The organism is Actinomyces ruminicola, from assembly GCF_900103885.1.
Lineage (GTDB): Bacteria > Actinomycetota > Actinomycetes > Actinomycetales > Actinomycetaceae > Actinomyces > Actinomyces ruminicola.
This window is the reverse complement of sequence record NZ_FNIM01000017.1, coordinates 25,420-43,350: the sequence shown is the minus strand read 5'-3', so window position 1 is coordinate 43,350 and position 17,931 is coordinate 25,420. Positions and strand designations below refer to the sequence as shown.

The window sequence follows — 17,931 nt, the reverse complement described above, 5'->3', positions numbered from 1 at the left end:
GGCTCCCTCAGTGCAGGCAGAGGAGCTGCTCGTGCAGGACCTCGAGGACGGGGGCCTGCGAGGCCGGCCCACCGCCGAGCGCGCGGGCGATCTGGGTGGTGAAGGAGTCCACGCGGTTGTTGGTGTCGCGCAGGTCGTAGTACTGCTCGACCTCGGCGTCATAGGCGGCCAGGGCGTCGGCGTGGGCGTCGAGGTCGGGGTAGGCGTCGACGGCGGTGACGATCTCGCGGGGCAGGCGCGGCTTGTACTGGGGCGCCTGAGCGGCGTGGCCCACCAGCAGGCCGAGGATCGGGTAGGTGCGCTTGGGCAGGCCCAGCGCGGTGATGACGCGGCGGACGTCGCCGATGATGGAGCCGAGGTAGACGGTTCCCAATCCCAGGGACTCGGCCGCGACCACCATGTTCTGGGCGGCGATGACGGCGTCCTCGACACCCTGGAGGAACAGGGCGGTGCGCTCGAGCGGCTCCAGGGAGGCGCCGGCGCGCTCGCGGATGACGGCGTTGCGGTGCAGGTCGACCACGAATACGAACAGTTCGCCACGGTCACCGCCCACGTAGGGCTGGCCGGAGGCGAGGTGGAGCTGCTCGCGCACGGCGGGGTCCTTGACCCGGATAACGGTGACCTGCTGCTGGAAGGAGGAGGTGGCGGCGTGGCGGGCGACGTCGAGCAGGGCGGACACGGTGTCCTCGTCCACCGGTTCGGAGGTGTAGGCGCGGATGGTGCGGTGGGCCATCTGGGTGGCGATGGTGGCGTTGGTGACCGAGGTCGTGGCGGGCGTGGTCAGGGCGTCGGTGGGGGCGGCTGCGAGCGCTTCGGCGGGCTGGTGGTTGGATGCGGTCGTCATGCCCAGGACTCTAGTCGTGCGCCGTCCGCAGCGATACGACGAGCGCATACGATGGAGGCGATGCCCTTCTATCACCGCCCGCGTCGGCCGCTGCGCCAGACGCTTCAGCCCCGTCCGGTCTCGGACGCCCTGGACGCAGCGGACGTCTCTGAGGTGGGCTACGCCGTCGTCGACCTGGAGACCACTGGGCTGTCTCCGGCGGCCGACTCGATCATTGAGATAGGGCTGGTGCAGGCCGGTCCGGATGGGGCTGTGGAGCGGAGCTGGTCGACTCTGGTCAACCCGGGGGTCGGTGTCGACGTGGGCCCCACCCATATTCACGGGCTGGTGGCCGAGGACCTGGTGGGGGCGCCGGCACTGTCCGACGTCGCCGACCTGCTGGCCCGGGATCTGGCGGGGCGGGCGGTGGTCGCCCACAACGCGCGCTTCGACGTCGGCTTCCTCACCCAGGCGCTGGGCGGCCTGGACCGCCTGGAGCGCGGGGCGCGGGTGCCGCGCGTGTGCACCATGGAGCTGGCGCGGCACTTCATGACCACGCCTTCGCGGCGGCTGGTCACCTGCTGCGAGACCGCCGGGGTGGCGATCGGACGGCATCACACGGCGCTCGACGACGCCCTGGCCAGCGCGGGGCTGCTGCGCCACTACCTGGCGGTGGGCCGGGAGCGCGGCGAGGAGCCGGTGGCGTGGTCTCGGGCGCTGGCGGAGGCAGTGGCCTTCAACGGCTGGCGCTGGAGTGAGCCGGCCGCCCGCGCGCAGGAGTCCCGTCTGGTGCCGCGCCGTGGCGACGGCGTGCTGCGCAATAGGCGTTAACAGTGAGAGGGGCCGTGGTCCCGATGACTACCGCCTCGCCGGGGTCATAGCGGTTTGCCCCGGAGGTCCGGGACCTCATTGTGATGCCGCACGGTTGTTCACGCCTGTTCGTAGTGCAAACGATTTAATACTGTGATTTACTGCGGCCGCGTGTCATCCTCCTAGCAGAAGGGTTCCCTGATGGTCGCTTCCTCCGCGCACTCCGCTGGTGGTGCTTGGCAGGCCGGTCCGGCGTCCGCTCCGTTGCCTGAGGGGCGTGCGGAGTGGTGGGAGGTGCTGCGGGATCGGGTGAGCGGCACCCGCTGGTTCGGGCGGTTGTTGCGGTTCCGGGCGGTGTGCTCGTGGGTGGCGCTGGTGGTGGTGCTGGTCACGCTGGTGGTATCGCCGGTGCTGAGGGCGGCCTTGGGGGCCTGGGTGGGCTGTGTGTGGCTGGTGGTGTGCTGGTTCGCCCTGGCGCGGGCGAAGACGGTGTCCTGGATGCTGGTGTCGGGGGTGCTGGCGGCGGCGATGCCGTGGGCGGGGGTCATCGCGGCGGCGAGTGCGTGGATCTCGGGGCTGGCCGAGGTGTCCGTGAGCTCTACGGCCGCTTCGGTGGTGGTGGCCCCGCTGGTGGAGGAGGTGGGCAAGCTGGTGCCGCTGGCGGTGCTGGCAGTGGCGGCTCCGGGGCGGGCGCGGCGGCTGCTGGCGAGCGACTGGCTGGTGCTGGGGGTGGCCTGTGGCGCGGGGTTTGAGGTGGTGGAGGAGATGGCGCGGCGGGTCGTCATCCTGGAGACGCAGCCGGGGCTGTTCGGTGCGCTGGATTTGTTGACGTGCTCCTACCAGGGTGTCAGTGATCTGGAGTGCCTGGGTGCGGCCATGTACTCCCTGAGTCCGTTCTCGGGGCAGGCGGGGGAGTATCTGGCCTTCGCGGGGCACGGGATCGTGACCGGGATGGTGGCCGCGACGGCGGGGCTGGCGGTGGCGGTGTGGCGCCGGTGCGGGGGCCTGTCCGGCTGGGTGCGGGTGGCGGCGCGGGCGGTGTGCGCGCTGGCGCCGTTGTGGGCGCTGTGGGTGGCGATGGTGGATCACGCCGGCCGCAACGCCAGTCAGTACGGTGCCTGGTCGCAGACCGGGGACCAGGCGCCGTGGTGGCCGGTGGGGGCCACTTCTGCTTTGACGCTGGGCGGTCACGGGCGCGGCTGGGTGCTGCTGGCCTTGTTGGGTGTGGCGTGGCTGTTGGATGTGCGCACGCTGTGGGAGGGTGGTTACACGCTGTCGATTGAGGGCAGCGACGGTGGTGGCCGGTTGGGGCTGTGGCGGGAGCGGCGGATCAGGGCGCTGCCCTACGACCGTTGGCGGCCGCTGCGGGCGGTGCTGATCGACCTGGTGGCCACCGCGGGGATTGAGTGGCGGTGGGCCTACCTCACGCTGCTTGAGGCCGCCGACACCCGCCAACCAAGTTTGTTGGCGGTTGCGCCCGCGAGGCTGCGCGTGGGCCGGGAAGAGGCGGCGCGCGCGGTGCTGGACGCCGTGCCGCAGCGCTGGTGGGCCTGGCGGTTGGCGGGCGCGGGCGCCCTGGCGGCGGCCGTCGGCCTGCTGCCCCTCACTCCGGTGCTGGCCGGAGCGCTGCAGGAGCAGCTGAGCGGCTCGGGCTTGTCGTGGTGGCTGGCCGGGATCCTTCACGCGCTGGGAACCTGGTGGGAGGGGCTCAGCCTGGGCCAGAAGGCCATGGTGCTGGCGCTGGCCGGGGCGATCGTGATATTCACCGGCGGAACCTTGGGCCTGGCCTTCGAGGTCGGCATGGGGCTTTCCACCGTGTTCGCGGCCGCCCACGGGGCCGCGGATCTGGTGCGGGACCCGTCCGGCACCACGCGCCGCTACCTGTCCACCCACACCCCCGCCGAGATCGTCATGGACCTGGCGCTGGCGGGGCTGACCTTTGTTGGCGGCGGCGCGGCCAGCGGCATGGGCGGCCAGGCCGCCCGCGGCGCCCGCTGGGCCTCCCGGCAGACCGCCCGCGAGGCCCGCTACGAGTACTGGCTGTGGCGCAGCAACCGGCCCGCCTGGCGGCAGCACGCCAAGCAACGCAACCGGGCCGTGCGCGCACACCTGGCCGACGAGACCGGCGCGGTGAAGCCCGGCATGTTCGATCCCCGCGCCGGCAAGCACTACCCCGGCGTGCGCAAGCCCGTGCGCGGGTCCAGTGAGGGCGGGGTGGGCACCTGGGGCAAGGGCAGGAACAACAGCCCCTCCTGGCGCTCGGCCACCTACGAGGAGCAGATCACCGGCGTACGCGTGCAAGACTCCTACTTCGTGGGCGGCAAGGAGTTCGACGGCTTCAAGGACGGCGTGCTCCTCGAGGCCAAGGGCGAGGGCCTGGCCAACCTCATGAACCAAGAATGGGGCAAACACGTCATCCCCGACGCAGTTAAACAGGCCAGAGAGCAGGTGGCGGCGGTGCGCGCCACCGGCACCAACACCCCCATACACTGGCACATCGCCGAACAAGAATTCTACCAACGACTCCTAGACCTCCAGAAAGACGGATACTTCCCCACCACCATCAAGCTGTTCCTCACCCCACCCAACTACTACTAACCACTAACCAACACTAATCCGGCAGCCGCAGCCAGCAGGAAAGGAAAGACACCATGAAATGGCACCTTTCATTCAAGACTCAGCGCCCGGGCCTTGACCGGCGCATGGATGAGTCGATTGCCAGGGCGTGGGAGTTTATGCAGGCGATCAGGCCCTACGACCCCACCTTCTTCCGGTGGCGGGAAACCGCCCGCACCAAGGCCCAGGCCGAGGCCAACCCCAATATCGAGACCCTCGACCAGCTCCGCCAGGCCGTCTACAGCAGCGTCGACCCGGAACTGCCTGGCGCCCAGCTTATGCTGTTCAGCGGCGATATCGGTACCGGAGGCAGCAATCTATACATCCTGCTGGGCCTGGTGTACCCCGACACCCACTCCATAAGACTAGAGACCGGGCCCGCGCTCGGGGCGCGTATTGACGCCGATGAGGACTTCGCCGACTGGCTCATGCTCACCGCCGCCCGCATTGTCAACCCCACCATCGGCGCACTACGCCGCCAAGGCGATCCTCTCAACCCCGACCCCGAGCCATACGACTTCGGACCCGGTTGGAAGATGTTCTTCCACCGCGACTCACCCCACTGGGCCCAGGCCCACGCCCTAGCCACCAAGGCCGTGCCCGTGGCCGAGGGCGCCATCCTCACCTACGGCACCCCAGACACCTACACCCAAGTCCTCAACCAATGGCCCCGCAACAACGCATAAGCAGCACAGCCTGACTCCGCACCCGACCACAACCCCCCGGGCCCTCAGGGCCGGACCGTCGCCGTCGCCGACAGGCGTACTCATTGAGGCCAAGGGCTAGGGCCTGGCCAACCTCATGAACCACCCCTGGGGCGAGCACATCATCCCCGACATGCGACAACAGGCGTGGGAGCAGGTCACGGCCGTGCGTGCCACCGGCACCAGCACACCCATACACTGGCACATAGCCGAACAAGAACTATACGAACGGCTATTTACCCTCCAGGACCGCGGATATTTCCCGTCGGAAATTAAGCTGTTCTTCACCCCACCCAACTACTACTAACCAGCGCGAATTCAAGTTGACGGGAAAGGACAGACGCCATGAAATGGGAACTTGTGTTCAGGACGTACCGTCCGGGTTTGGACCGGCACATGGATGAGTCGATTGCCAGGGCGTGGGAGTTCATGCAGGCGATCAAGCCCTACGACCCCACCTTCCACCGGTGGCGGGAAACCGCCCGCACCAAGGCGCAGGCCGAGGCCAACCCCAACATCGACACCCTCGACCAGCTCCGCCAGGCCGTCTACACCAGCGCCGATCCGGAACTCCCCGGCGTTATTAGATCGTTCTTCAGTGGCGACATCGACGCCGACGGCAGCAGCCTAGGCATCCAGCTGGGCCTGGGCCGCCCCGACACCCACTTCATAAGCCTGCACACAGGCCACGCACTCGGGGCACGAATTGACACCGACGAGGACTTCGCCGACTGGCTCATGCACACCGCAGCCCGCATAATCAACCCCACCATCGGCGCACTACAACGAGACGGCGCCCCTCTCAACCCCGACCCCGAGCCGTACGATTTCGGCCCCGGCTGGAAGATGTTCTTCCACCGCGACTCACCCCACTGGGCCCAGGCCCACGCCCTGGCCACCAAGGCCGTGCCCGTGGCCGAGGGCGCCATCCTCACCTACGGCACCCCCGACACCTACACCCAAATCCTCAACCAATGGCCCCGCGAGCAATGACCGGGACGACCGAATAGAACGGATAAACCTACAACCCGACCAGGAAGCCGTCGTCGTCCACCGCCACTCCCCCGGCGGCCGCCAGGAGGGCGGCAGCGACGTCCTCGATGAGGGTCCGGGCGGCGGAGCGCGCCTGCCGGACGCCGTCGGGCAGTTCCTCACGGTGGGCGTCGGCCGGGTCCAGGGGCGTCCACACGACCTGGTAGGTAATGACTCCGCCTCGCGACCACGCCTCGCCACGCACGACCAGCGGCACCTCCTCCGCCGCCTGGACGCGGATCTCAATCCCGCCCCAGTCGGGGTGAGAGGAGTCCACGTCGGCGACGACGCCGTACCCGTCGCGCAACTCCTCCACCTGGGTGCCCGCGGCGCGGGCGCGCGCCTCCTCATCCTGCTGCTCACGGCGACGACGCTCGGCGGCGCGCCAGGCGGCGTCGAGTACATCGTCCCCAATGGTCTCGGAGAGCCTTACCAGCTCCTCGCGCGGGATGGCGGCCAGGCCGGTCGGGCCGGGCACCGGCTCGGCCTGAAGACGCAGCCGGGCGCCCGCCGCAACGGGCTCAGTCAGAGCGACGACGCCGTCGGGCACGATCCACACGGGCGAGTAGACGGTGAGGGTGGTGGACTGCTCGGGGTCGGGAGTCACCAGCACCGGGACGGTGCGGCCGCCGGGCTCGCTCGGATCCCCGGCCAGCCGCAGTGCTCCGGCCAGGCGGCGGGCGATGGCACGCAGACGAGTGAGGGCGAGCAGCTCGGTGTCGGCGGGCTGAGCCAGCGGGAAGGCGTCGGTGAGCGGATCGATTCCGGACAATGCCGTTGGCAGGGCACCGGATCGCTGCGGTGGACAGTCCAGGATCATGGCCTGGGCGGTCCAGTCCGGCAGCTGCAGAACCCGGCGCAGCTCGGCGTCGACATCCCAAGGCCCCTGCAGCTCGGCACCGGGGGCCACCTGCAACCGGGAGGCGCCAACCCAGCCGGCGTTCTCATCCTGGGACAGGGCGAGGGCCTCGACCTCATCGACGGTGACGTCGTCGGCGAGCAGCAGCAGGTGCTGGGTGTCGGCGCGACCGACCGGGAAGGAGCCGACGGTGGACAGGGCGGTGTTGGGCAGGGTGGCGGCCAGGTCGGCGCCGGCGGTGAAGAAGTCCGGAAGGGCGGAGGCGGGTGGGGCCTGCCCCGGAGACCGCATCGGAGTAGTGCCCTGCGGCTCGCTCATGCGCCGGGTCCTTCGGGGGCGGGGGAGGCGACGTCGGCGAGCGGACCGGGGTCGGTAATGCGGATGCGGTGGAAGGACAGGTGGGAGCGGGAGGCCGTGGGGCCGCGCTGGCCCTGGTAGCGCGAGCCGGTGGCGCCCTGCCCGTAGGGGGCGGCGGCGGGAGAGGACAGCCGGAAGAAGCACAGCTGGCCGACCTTCATACCGGGCCAGAGCTTGATGGGCATGGTGGCCGTGTTCGACAGCTCCAGGGTGACGTGCCCGGAGAAGCCGGGGTCGATGAAGCCGGCGGTGGAGTGGGTGAGCAGGCCCAGGCGGCCGAGACTGGACTTGCCCTCCAGGCGGGCGGCGATGTCGTCGGGGAGGGTGACGCGCTCGTAGGAGGAGCCGAGCACGAACTCGCCGGGATGCAGGACCAGCGGCTCGTCGGGGCCGACGTCGACCAGGTGGGTGAGCCGGTCCTGCTCGACGGCGGGGTCGATGACCGGGTAGCGGTGGTTGTCGAACAGGCGGAACCAACGATCCAGGCGCACGTCGATGGAGGCGGGCTGGATCATCTCCGGGTCATAGGGCTCGAGGCCGACGTGACCGGATTCGAGTTCTGCGCGGATGTCACGGTCGGAAAGCAGCACGGACCCGATTGTGCCAGGTTGCCGACGTCACGGCACCCGGGTTGGGGCGGCGCGGCCGCCTCAGTTGCTCAGCGGCACGCCCCTGGCATCAACGCCCCACGGCTGGGCGCCGGGAGTGGCGGTGAGGATGATGATGCCCTCGACCAGGCCCCAGATCGCCGAAACGAACGCCAGAAACCCGAGTGACAGCAGCGTGATGAGGAGCTGGGCCACCGCCTTGCCGGTGTGGCCGAGGTAGAAGTTGTGGACGCCGAGCGAACCCAGGAAAATCCCCAGCAGGCCCGCGGCGACCTTCGACTTCTGGTTGTAAACGGCGTAGGGCTGACCGTAGACCGCGGCGGGCGCCTGGTAACCGGGCTGCTGGTAGCCGGACTGGTAGGCGGGATCCTGATAGGCCTGCTGGTAGCCGCCGTCCTGGTAGCCCTGCTGCTGATAGCCGGCCTGCTGCGCCTGCTCGTACCCCGGCGGGTAGGCGCCATCCGCGTAGGCCTGCGCCCCCTGGTAGGTGTCGAGCTGCTGATAGGGGTTGGCCGCGGTGGCACCGGGTGAGGTTGCGCTCCCCTGGTAGCCCTGCGGGTAGTCGGCGCCATAGGCGCCTGCCTGGGCGCCCGCCCCGTAGGAGCCGTCGGCGTTCTGCGGTTCGGGCGCGCTGAAGGGCGAGGTAGTCATGGGGTCATGCTGGCAGATTTGCGCACAGGCGCGCAGACCGTTTCATGGGTTGGTCTCCCCATGCGCGAGTAATCTCACGCTTACCGGAGGTGTTCCGATCACCGCGCGTCGGCTTCCCCTTGTCGCCAGCGCGGATCGGGCCAGCCTTTGCCAGGGCGGGCCCCGGCGCTCGGCTCGGACGGGACGCCTCCGCGTTGCGCCAGGCCGACGGCGTGGTAACCTGTGCGGGCACCTCATCCAGGTGAGGCACGCGGGTGTAGTTCAATGGTAGAACTTCAGCTTCCCAAGCTGACAGCGCGGGTTCGATTCCCGTCACCCGCTCCACTGGCGGTCGCGCGCAGCGGCGTCTCCCGGAATCCTTGTTATTCCTTGTTCCCGGCATTCTCGCCCCGTAGGCGCCGCAGCGCGGTTGCCGCCGTCCGCGGCGATCCGCCCCGGCGCGCCCGTACCCCGCCCCCGTCGCAGCAGAGGTCGCCACGCTCGCACACCACGAGCTGGAGGGAGACCAGCTGACTTATCCCCCGGGCGTAGAGGTCCCGTCACCGTCCGACCTCATCCCGGAGCTCGCAGGTGCCACCGTCCAGGCCCAGGACGGCTCATCACTGGTATTCGACACCGATCCGGACAACCCCGCGGTGCAACGCGATCTGGCCGATGCCGAGCTCGACTCGGAGTCGACGGGCGTCACCGTGCACGTGGCCGAGGGGGATCTCGCCGTCGCCGAAGCCACGTACTGGCAGTGCGCCTGGATCGACGAGTACCTGAACGCAGCCGGAGCCGGCGACACCGCACGGCGATTCACCCCCGCCGTCGCCGTCCTTCACCACAGCTCGGCTGCGGAGCGCAGCACCAGCCAGGTCGCGCCGGCGTCGACCAGCGCCCAGGTCACCCACCAGAATCCGGCAGGCAACGGCGTCAGCCGCGCCAGCGTGCGGTGGTCGGCACCGCCGTCGCGCGAGCGGGCGACGTCGCCGAGCGACTCCCACGCCCCGGCGACCAGCAGCAGGCCCACGCCCGCCACCACGCCTGCGCGCAGAGGCACCACGGCGGCGTCGCCCCACCACCACAGGGCCGCCACCGCCGCGCCGCACAGCGTCACCAGTCCCGCGGTACGCACCGATCGGCTCATCACCAGCGCGACCGCCAGCACCACCAGCGCCGCCACCAGCACCGTGCCCGCCCAGCCCGCCAGGGCCGCGAGCACTGCGCCCGCCCCGACGAGGGCAGGCATCGGGTAGCCGGCCCAGGCGGTGACGCAGCGGCCGGGCCCACGGCTGCTGCCGGAGGTGACTGCCCGCCCCGACAGGTCGCCCTCCACAACGAAGCCGTGGAAGCGCCGCCCCACCAGCATGCCGACGGCGGCGTGTCCAGCCTCGTGCACAAGGGTGGTCAATGCGCGGGACCAGCGGCGCAACCACGGCAGCGCCCACGCCAGGAACACCACGACCGCCGCGGGCCACAGCAGCCGCGGGTCGGGCGGGGCCGTAGCGGCGAGGCGGGCGAGAGCGCCGTCCCAGAAGCCGGCCGCGTCGGTGACCGCGGCGGCATCGGCGGCGCCCAGGGCCGGCCCCGCCGCGCCGAGGGTTACGACGTTGATTGCGGCCGTGCTGATCATGATCACCGGCCTCAGTCTGCCAGGCGCCCCTGTGCGGGTGCTGTCCATGCGCAGCCTGGACCGGTGCCCCCGCCCTGAATCGGGCGAATGTTGTCACAGAATGCACCACTTTATGACGGGACCGCTCCCTGTAACATCGCCGGGCCGCATGACTACGCGGATTTGAAGATGGGCCAACCGCCGGGCGGGTTGAAAGTGGTGCATTTCATGACAGTTGTGCGCACCCGGCCGGTCTCGGCGCGCGTGGCCTAGGGTCGGTCCATGCTCGAAACGCGTCGCGCCCGCCCCGGCCGCCTGGTGGTGGCGGCCGCCGTTCTGGACCGACTGCCGAACGCGGCTCAGACGGATGCAGACCACGCATCGACCGCGTTCTCACCCGCAACGGCCCCGCAGTCAGCCGCAACACCTGCCCCCCGCCCCACGCAGGCTGCGCCGAGAACGCTGCTGTGCGCGGCCCGCGCCTACCCGGCCGAGCACGCCGGTCAGTACGAGTTCCCCGGGGGGAAGGTCGAGCCGGGCGAGACCCCGAAGGCGGCCCTGGTGCGCGAGCTCGAGGAGGAGCTCAGCATGAGGGTGCGACTGGGCGCAGAGATTCTCCCCTCCCCCGATCTGGCGGTGCCGCCGCCGACCGCCGGCCCGGATTCCGAGACGGACACCGCCGCCTTCCCCGGTGACGACCGCTCGGCCTGGCCGGCGATGCACGGCTATCGCATGCGCGTTTGGCTGGCGGAGCCCGTGGGGATCGCCAGGCTCGGTGCCGCCCACGCGACGCTGAGCTGGGTGCCACTGGACAAGGTCGGCACCCTGCCCTGGTTGCCCGCCGACCGACCGATCCTGGAGGCGATCCGCCGCCTACTCGCGCACGCGCGCTGACTGCTCAGTGTCAGGACGCCCCGCCCGAATTCGCTGTTCCCGGAGCGGCCGGACTCAGGCATCGAGCCACTTCTACCGATCTCGGCACGTAACTACTACCGATCTCGGCGGTGTGGGGGTCCATTTGCTGACACTTCTCCCCGCTCCGTCACCTCGCAGGTTAGGGTGTCCTCATGCCGAAGATCATGGGGAACTCACTCTCCGAGCACCGCGAGCGCACCCGCCACGCCCTGTTCGACGCCCTGTCCGAGCTGCTGAGCCAGCGCCCCTTCGACAAGATCACCCTGTCCGACGTGGCCGCCCGCGCGGGCGTGGGCCGCACCGCCGTCTACAACCACTTCACGGACAAGGAGGACCTCCTCCTGGCCTTCATGGAGCATGAGACGGGCCGCTACGCCAAGGAACTCACCCGCATCCTCGCCGAAGTCGCCGATCCCATCGACCGGCTCCGCATCTACGTGCGTCAGCAGGCACTGCTCAAGCGCCACTACCACTTCCCGGCCACCGGGCCACTGGCGCGCTCGGTGTCCCACGACACCGCCGGCCGCCTCCACGCCCACGCCGGGCACATGACCCGGATGCTCACCCAGATTCTCACCGACGCCATGGACGCCGAGGCCATCCCCCGGCAGGACCCGGCCCTGCTGATCCCCCTGATCCACGCCTGCATCCTGGGGGGCCGCCCCACTCCCACGGAGCCGCACGCCCGCGCCGCCTACCTGCAGTCCCTGGACGTGTTCGTGCTGCGCGCCGTGGGCGCGCCCACGCCCAGCCATGCCGTCCCGGCCGTACCGCCGACGCACTCCACCGAGCCGGCGTCCCGTTCCGTCCGCGCCGCGGGCTGAGGGGCCCCGACGCCCTACCAGCGCCGCCCGTCCCCGCCGCTGATGCCCGCTTCCTGGGTGGAGTTCGCGTCCCCATTGCGCTCCTCCAGCTTCCGGCGCTTGGAGTCACCGGGAGTCGGAGTGGGCGACGGGCTCGCCGACGGCGTCGCCTGCTGGCTGGACTGCCCGGTCGCGGTCGGCTCCGGGGTGGGCGTACCCGTGGAGCCATCCGACGGCGTCGGCTCCGCAGTCGGGGGCTCGGTGGGCGTGGCGGTGGGATCGGGCTGCGGGTCGGAGGCGGACGGCGGCGGCACCTGGCACTCGCCGGCCGCCTGCACGGCGGCGTCCAGCTCCGCCTCGGAGGCGGCCGAGTCCCCGGCCTCCTCCGCCGCGGCGGCCAATGACACGTGTGTGACGTACAGGTTGACTCGCACCAGGCACTCCGGCGCCTCCGGGTCGGGGACCGTCACCGTGTTGCCCGCATCGTCCTGCGCCTGCACCATGCCGGCGGCGGGAGCGGTCTGCAGCGCCGCCTCCAACTGGTCGACCGCGGCGTCAAGCTGGTCGTCCAGCAGCTGCGCGGTGCCCAGGTTGTAGTGGACGCGCCACTGCTCCAGCCACGGGTTCACGCGCGCAACCGCGCGGTAGCGGCCCACCGCGGTGGCGTATTCACCCGCCACGGCCGCATGGTTGGCGGCGAAGGTCAGCCCGGAAACCACCAGCATCCACACCGCGACCACGGCGACGACGGCGGCCGGAATGCCCTGCCAGGCCAGCAGCCGACGACGGCGGGCCAGGCGGGCGCGCCGGTGGTGCGGGGACTCGGCGCCGGGATCGGCGGTGTCGGTGATGCCTGCGCGCGCGGCGTAGTCGGCGGCGTCTGCCTCGCTGCGGGCACCGGGCTGGAAGGCCTCGTTCCCATCCGGCAGGTCGGCGCCGGGGACGGCCTGCCGCCCGTCGGGACCAGTGGATCCGCTCTGAGTCATCGGGGTCCTCCTGCCTGGTTTCCCGCCCGGGCCGCGACGGCGGGACGCGTCAGCTCCCGCACCGCCCGATCCGCGCGGATGAGCGCGGCTCCCTCCCAGATCAGCAGGCCGGCGGCGACCAGTCCGAGCGGCCAGGTCAGGTACCGGGTGTAGCGCTTGCGCTCACGCCCGTCCGACAGGACCTGATCGACGTTCTGGTCGGTGAAGGCGGTGGCGGGCTGGTCGTCGGTGCCGGTGCGCTGCAGATAGGCGATCCCCAGCGCATCGGCGACCGCCTGCAGTTCTGCCGTGTCAGGCACGGACACCGCCGGCTCGCCGGTGTCCGGGTCGGTGATGTAGTCCGCCTCGGCGCCGGAGCCGTCGAAGGCGCGCATGCTGCCGCCTGACTCGGTGCCGTAGCCGAGCACCGCCCCGCCGTCGACGACCGCCGCCAGCTGCTCCCAGCTCACGCCTGCGGCCACAGCGGCGTCGGCCCCGGCGCCGTCGTCGGTGGCCTCGCCGTCGGAGAGGATGTACACCAGTCGGGCGTTCTCGGAGGCGGCCTCGGCGGCAGTGGTGAGGACTTGAGCCAGCAGCGGCAGGGCGCGTTCCAGGGAGGAGCCCTTGGAGCGGTCGGTGACCTCCTGCTGCAGCGCGCCGATCCAGGAGCTGACGGCGTCGGTGTCCCGCGTCAGGGGCAGCTCCCGGGCGGCCGCGGAGTCCAGGGCGATGATGCTGAAGCGGGCGTCGGGGTAGGCGTCACGGATGGCGGCCAGGTCGGCGCGCACCCCGTCCAGGCGAGTACCGCCGCCGGCGTCGGGTCCGCCCGCCCAGTCCTCGGCCGCCATGGAGCCGGTGCGGTCCACCACCAGGTAGATCTCCACGTTGGAGACGGCCACCGCCTCGGTGACCGGCAGGCTGGGACCGGCCAGGATGAGCACCATGACGGCGCCCAGGGCCACCCGCCGCCACCAGGCGGTGCGCGCGCCCGGGTCCCCGGCGGGCCGCAGCAGCCAACGCGCGGAGACGGCCAGCGCCGCGACGACGGCGAGCACGACCGCCAGCGTGAGCGGCCAGCCGAACAGGGGCACCAGTCTCATGCGCGCCTCCAGGCGGACAGGGCCAGGAAGACCAGGACCACGACTGTCAGGACGGCGGCGGCCCGCTCGGGCACGTCCGTGACGCGCACCTGGGTATTGGTGTCGAGCTCGTCTATCTGGTCGGCCTCCAGCTCCTGCACGATCTGTCCGGCGGTGTCGGCGTCGTCGACCTCGTAGAAGCGCCCGTTGTGCGCGGTGGTGGTGTCGCGCAGGTCCTCGCGGGCCTCGTCCACGTCCTTGCCGGACACGTCCGGGTCGGCCAGTTCCGGGTCGGCGCCGAACAGGGAGAACAGCCGGATGGACTCCTCCTGCGCGAGGTCGGCGGCCTCGGACACGGAGTAGATCTGCTCGCGGAAGGGGTCCAGGACCTGGTTGTCGGTGGCCAGGATGATGGAGCGGGAGCGGTCGGTGACCTGGTTGTCGAAGGCGAGGGTGCAGGAGGCGAGCCCGTCCCCGGCCAGGGAGGAGCCGGAGATGTCCTCGGACAGGGTGCCGGGGAAGGTCTGGTAGTAGCGCTCCAGGGCGGGGTTGCCGATATAGGGCAGGAAGTCGAGCACGTCGGCGATCTCGTTGAACTGCTCCTGCAGCAGCTCATAGTCGTCGGTGAGCGGCACGATCGTCTGCGCGGTGGAGTTCCAGGCCACGAGGGCCACCCGCTCCCCCTCGAATGTGTCCAGCAGCTGGGCGAAGGTGTCCAGGATCTTGGAGTCGGTGGTCACCATGGAGGTGGAGATGTCCAGGCACAGCACGATGTCGCGGCTGGCCAGGGACTCGTTGCGCACAGTGCGCTCGATGGGCCGGCCGGCCAGAGCGGCGGCGGCGCCCAGGGCGACGACGAGGACGGCGCCCAGGAGGGCGTACAGCATCCGGCGGCGGGCGAGCCGTTCCCGCAGGGCGGGACTGTTGAGCAGGCCGGCGGAGTTGGCCACCCGACGCGGCGCGACGGCGCGACGGCGACGGCCGTCTCCCCCCAGCCGGCCGGTGGTGGCCAGGACGACGGCGGCGAGGGCGGCCAGGGCGATGAGCCAGATCAGCCAGGGCATCACCATCGGGTCACCACCTCCCTGGCCTCGGCGATGGCGGCGTCCGCGGCCGCGTCCGGATCCCGGTCGAAGGAGGGCTGCTCCCACACGGCCAGCAGCTCGCCGACATGCCCGAGGGGGTTGGCGTCCAGGGGGCGCCGACTGGCGCGCACCCGCCGCAACCGCTCCATGATGGAGCGGGGGCCGCTGGTGTCCGCCATGTCGAGGATCTCCAGAACGGTGGCGGAGACGATGTCCTCGCCGCTGCGGGCGGTGGCGAAGCCGCGCAGAGTCCCGGCCAGTTCCAGGTGCAGGCCGCGCAGGTCCAGTTCATGGCTTTGGTAGCGGGCGGCGGTGTCCTCCACCCGGCGCACCCACTGGCCGCGCTCGGAGGCGGCCATGGGAATGTCCCCGACCGTGCGGGAGGTGTCGCGGCGAGTGATCAGGAAGGCGCGCAGGATGACGGCCGCGGCCGCGATCAGGGCGACGACGCCGACGATCGGCATCCACAGGGGCATCAGGACGGGGGCGTTCACCTCCATGGTCAGCGCCTCCCTCTGCGGCCGCGCCCGGAGGCCAGGCGCTGGCGGGCCAGCAGCGCGGCGATGGAGTCCACCATGGTCGCGTCGGAGCGGATGGAGGTGTGCTCGATGCGGCGCGCGTCCAGCAGGCCGGTCACGGCGGCGCGGCGGGCGTCGTCGGCAGCGGTCAGGCGGGCGGCCAGGGCGGTGTCCTCGCGCAGGAAGGCGGGGATCTCACCGGCGAGTTCGACGTCGCGGGTGCGGCCGCGGCCGGGGGCGAGCGGGGTGTCGTCGGCGATCTGGATGGCGATCAGCTCGTGCTGGGCGGACAGGCGGCGCAGCCGGTCGGCGACGGCGGGGTCGGTGACGGGGTCGGGGTGTGAGGTGTCGGTGATCAGCACCACCAGGCTGCGGCGGCGGTGCCAGGTGCCGACCCGTTCCAGCAGGGTGGACAGGGCCGACCCGGGCGCGGCGGGGGCCAGGGCGTCGTCACGGGTGAGAGCGCCGAGCTGGCGCTCCAACAGGGACAAGATCATCTCGGCGTGCTCGCTTCCGGCCCGGGGCGGGCGGGAGACGACGCGGGCGGTGTCCGCGGCCACCAGCGCCACCGTGTCGCCGCGCAGGCGCGCCAGGTAGGCGAAGACCTCGGCGACGGCGAGGGCGAGCTCGCGCTTGTCCTCCCCGCTGGGGGCCTGGGCGGCCATGGTGCGGCCGGTGTCGACGGCGAGCACCAGCGGCAGGTTGGACTCGCGCTGGTAGCGCTTGATGACCGGCTGGCCGATGCGGGCGGAGGCCTTCCAGTCGATGTCGGTGACGTCGTCGCCGGGCCGGTAGAGGGACAGGTCGTCGAAGTCCTGCCCGTGTCCGACGAACACCGAGCGGTGGCGGCCGTCGAGCAGGCTGGTGGAGCGGCGCAGGGTGGGCAGGGACAGGCGGCCGCGCACGCGCGCCACCCGGGAGCCGGACCGCCGTCGGGCGGGGCTCGGCTCCTGCGTGGAGGCGGGGTCGGGGGTGGTCATGGTCGTGGGGCCGCTCAGGGGGTCGGGACGGCGGCGAAGATCGCGTCGATGATGGACTCGGGGGCGATGTCGTCGGCCAGGGCGTCGTAGGTCAGCACCAGGCGGTGGCGCAGCGTCGCGTAGCGGAGCAGGCGGACGTCGTCGGGGGTGACGTAGGTGCGTCCGGCCTGCAGGGCGACGGCCTGGGCGATCTTCATCAGGGCGATGCCGCCGCGCGGGGAGGCGCCCACGCGCACGTGCCGCTCCAGCCCGGGCACCGGCCGGGGGCCGCCGCCGCGGGAGGTGTTGATCAGGGCCACGATGTAGTGCTTGATGACGGGGTCCACGTAGACGCGCTCGACGGCACCCGCCAGCCACTCGACGTCCTCGGTGGAGATGGGGCTGGTGCGGATGGGCTCCTCGAAGGCGCCGGTGGAGATGCGGTCCAGGACGTCGGCCTCCTCGGCCGGCTTGGGGTAGGTGAGCACCTCCTTCATCAGGAAGCGGTCCATCTGGGCCTCGGGCAGGACGTAGGTGCCCTCCTCCTCGATGGGGTTCTGGGTGGCCAGCACCATGAAGGGCTGCGGCAGCGGGTAGATGACCCCGCCGATGGAGGTCTGCCGCTCCTGCATGGCCTCCAGCATGGCCGACTGGGTCTTGGCGCTGGAGCGGTTGATCTCGTCCAGCAGCACGATGTTGGCGTGGACCGGGCCCAGCTGGGTGGTCATCTCGCCGGTGGCGTAGTTGAGGACCTGGGTGCCCACGATGTCGTTGGGCATCAGGTCGGGGGTGCACTGGATGCGGTGGAAGGTGCCGGAGACGGCGGCGGCGAGCGTCTGGGCGGCGGTGGTCTTGGCCAGGCCGGGCACGGACTCCAGCAGGATGTGTCCGCCGGCGATGAGGCTGGAGACCAGGGCCAGACGCAGCTGCTCCTGGCCGACGACGCGCTGGGAGAAGATCTGGGTGACGCGTCCCAGCAGCTCCCCGGCCCGATCGACGTCGGCGCGCGGGGAGGCGTTGGAGCGGGAGGTCCGCTCGGCCTCCCGCTCAAGCTCGGCGGAGGACGGCAGGGACTGGGTGCTGGGGTAGCCGCCGGCGGGCGCGGCACCGGTGGCGTTGGCAGTGCGGCGGGCGCGACGCCCGGACCCGGGCTGGGCGGGTGCAGGCGGCACCGACGGGGGGACGGACGGCGGGATCGGGCTCGGGACGGAGCCGCCGGTAGGGCCGACGCCTGCCGGATCGGGCTGCATGGTCATGGCTCTCCTCAGGTTCTCCCCCGACGCCGCCCCGCCTCGAGTCGGGCGCCGCCGCAAGAACATTGTCTCGGGGAGGCTACACGAGGCCACCGAAGGTTTCACGGCACTGTGGTGGGAAGTACTCCCCGCCCGCACCGTCCCCGCCTCCCACCCCCCACCCGTCCCCCTCGCCGAGATCGGTAGAAGTTACGTGCCGAGATCGGTAGAAGTTACGTGCCGAGATCGGTAGAAGTTACGTGCCGAGATCGGTAGATATGGCGGCCGGGCGCCACCAGTGCACGCGGGCCGCGTGTTATC

The 17,931-nt window shown here is 71.3% G+C and carries 18 protein-coding genes and 1 tRNA gene; 7 read left to right on the top strand and 12 right to left on the bottom strand.

The window, feature by feature from the left end; all coding sequences use genetic code 11:
* Positions 1–7 precede the first annotated feature (7 nt).
* Complete coding sequence (locus BLR49_RS11245) at positions 8–844, bottom strand: nitroreductase family protein (protein ID WP_092537651.1); 837 nt, start codon at positions 842–844, stop codon at positions 8–10.
* A 60-nt stretch (positions 845–904) separates the two neighbouring features.
* Between BLR49_RS11245 and BLR49_RS11240 the strand changes: the two genes are divergently transcribed.
* The 4 genes from BLR49_RS11240 to BLR49_RS11220 all read left to right on the top strand — a co-directional run bounded on the left by BLR49_RS11240 (position 905) and on the right by BLR49_RS11220 (position 5,946).
* The gene (locus BLR49_RS11240; RefSeq protein WP_092537649.1) at positions 905–1,654 is read left to right on the top strand and encodes a 3'-5' exonuclease; all 750 of its coding nucleotides are present in this window, start codon (positions 905–907) and stop codon (positions 1,652–1,654) included.
* 180 nt (positions 1,655–1,834) lie between these two features.
* A complete protein-coding gene (locus tag BLR49_RS11235) occupies positions 1,835–4,231 on the top strand; it encodes a Tox-REase-5 domain-containing protein (protein WP_092537647.1) in 2,397 nt (798 codons plus the stop codon).
* Positions 4,232–4,284: 53 nt separating this feature from the next.
* The gene (locus tag BLR49_RS11230; RefSeq protein ID WP_245690636.1) at positions 4,285–4,935 is read left to right on the top strand and encodes a hypothetical protein; all 651 of its coding nucleotides are present in this window, start codon (positions 4,285–4,287) and stop codon (positions 4,933–4,935) included.
* A gap of 414 nt (positions 4,936–5,349) precedes the next feature.
* Positions 5,350–5,946: a hypothetical protein gene (locus BLR49_RS11220; protein WP_092537643.1), complete on the top strand. Its 597-nt coding sequence runs from the start codon at positions 5,350–5,352 to the stop codon at positions 5,944–5,946.
* Between the two features lie 28 nt (positions 5,947–5,974).
* Here BLR49_RS11220 and BLR49_RS11215 read toward each other — a convergent pair whose 3' ends face one another.
* The 3 genes from BLR49_RS11215 to BLR49_RS11205 are packed head-to-tail and all read right to left on the bottom strand — an operon-like array spanning position 5,975 to position 8,460.
* The gene (locus tag BLR49_RS11215) at positions 5,975–7,162 is read right to left on the bottom strand and encodes a hypothetical protein (RefSeq protein WP_245690634.1); all 1,188 of its coding nucleotides are present in this window, start codon (positions 7,160–7,162) and stop codon (positions 5,975–5,977) included.
* On the bottom strand, positions 7,159–7,791 hold the full coding sequence (gene dcd, locus BLR49_RS11210) for a dCTP deaminase (RefSeq protein WP_092537641.1): 633 nt from the start codon (positions 7,789–7,791) through the stop codon (positions 7,159–7,161). Before dcd ends, BLR49_RS11215 begins: the two co-directional genes overlap by 4 nt.
* 60 nt (positions 7,792–7,851) lie before the next feature.
* The gene (locus tag BLR49_RS11205) at positions 7,852–8,460 is read right to left on the bottom strand and encodes a TM2 domain-containing protein (RefSeq protein ID WP_092537639.1); all 609 of its coding nucleotides are present in this window, start codon (positions 8,458–8,460) and stop codon (positions 7,852–7,854) included.
* A gap of 250 nt (positions 8,461–8,710) precedes the next feature.
* Here BLR49_RS11205 and BLR49_RS11200 point away from each other — a divergent pair.
* Positions 8,711–8,784: transfer RNA gene (locus BLR49_RS11200), tRNA-Gly, on the top strand.
* Positions 8,785–9,059: 275 nt separating this feature from the next.
* Here BLR49_RS11200 and BLR49_RS13120 read toward each other — a convergent pair.
* Entirely contained in the window at positions 9,060–9,284 is a 225-nt protein-coding gene (locus BLR49_RS13120) for a hypothetical protein (protein WP_143013755.1), read from the bottom strand.
* Positions 9,281–10,075: a M50 family metallopeptidase gene (locus BLR49_RS11195; RefSeq protein WP_092537671.1), complete on the bottom strand. Its 795-nt coding sequence runs from the start codon at positions 10,073–10,075 to the stop codon at positions 9,281–9,283. Before BLR49_RS11195 ends, BLR49_RS13120 begins: the two co-directional genes overlap by 4 nt.
* A gap of 261 nt (positions 10,076–10,336) precedes the next feature.
* Between BLR49_RS11195 and BLR49_RS11190 the strand changes: the two genes are divergently transcribed.
* Positions 10,337–10,948, top strand: a complete 612-nt coding sequence (locus BLR49_RS11190) for a (deoxy)nucleoside triphosphate pyrophosphohydrolase (RefSeq protein WP_092537637.1) — start codon at positions 10,337–10,339, stop codon at positions 10,946–10,948.
* A gap of 173 nt (positions 10,949–11,121) precedes the next feature.
* The gene (locus tag BLR49_RS11185) at positions 11,122–11,793 is read left to right on the top strand and encodes a TetR/AcrR family transcriptional regulator (RefSeq protein WP_092537635.1); all 672 of its coding nucleotides are present in this window, start codon (positions 11,122–11,124) and stop codon (positions 11,791–11,793) included.
* Positions 11,794–11,807: 14 nt separating this feature from the next.
* Here the strand turns inward: BLR49_RS11185 and BLR49_RS11180 are convergent, their stop codons facing one another.
* From BLR49_RS11180 to BLR49_RS11155, 6 genes are read right to left on the bottom strand one after another with little or no spacing between them, the layout of a single operon-like run.
* Positions 11,808–12,758, bottom strand: coding sequence for a tetratricopeptide repeat protein (locus BLR49_RS11180; RefSeq protein WP_092537633.1), 951 nt, complete (start codon positions 12,756–12,758; stop codon positions 11,808–11,810).
* Complete coding sequence (locus BLR49_RS11175) at positions 12,755–13,837, bottom strand: VWA domain-containing protein (RefSeq protein ID WP_092537631.1); 1,083 nt, start codon at positions 13,835–13,837, stop codon at positions 12,755–12,757. The genes BLR49_RS11180 and BLR49_RS11175 overlap by 4 nt, the downstream gene beginning before the upstream one ends.
* On the bottom strand, positions 13,834–14,886 hold the full coding sequence (locus BLR49_RS11170; RefSeq protein ID WP_092537629.1) for a VWA domain-containing protein: 1,053 nt from the start codon (positions 14,884–14,886) through the stop codon (positions 13,834–13,836). The genes BLR49_RS11175 and BLR49_RS11170 overlap by 4 nt, the downstream gene beginning before the upstream one ends.
* Positions 14,880–15,401, bottom strand: a complete 522-nt coding sequence (locus tag BLR49_RS11165) for an alpha-amylase (RefSeq protein WP_092537627.1) — start codon at positions 15,399–15,401, stop codon at positions 14,880–14,882. Before BLR49_RS11165 ends, BLR49_RS11170 begins: the two co-directional genes overlap by 7 nt.
* A 2-nt stretch (positions 15,402–15,403) precedes the next feature.
* Positions 15,404–16,399, bottom strand: coding sequence for a DUF58 domain-containing protein (locus tag BLR49_RS11160; protein ID WP_092537625.1), 996 nt, complete (start codon positions 16,397–16,399; stop codon positions 15,404–15,406).
* A gap of 14 nt (positions 16,400–16,413) precedes the next feature.
* Entirely contained in the window at positions 16,414–17,634 is a 1,221-nt protein-coding gene (locus tag BLR49_RS11155) for an AAA family ATPase (protein WP_425425774.1), read from the bottom strand.
* Positions 17,635–17,931: the final 297 nt, after the last annotated feature.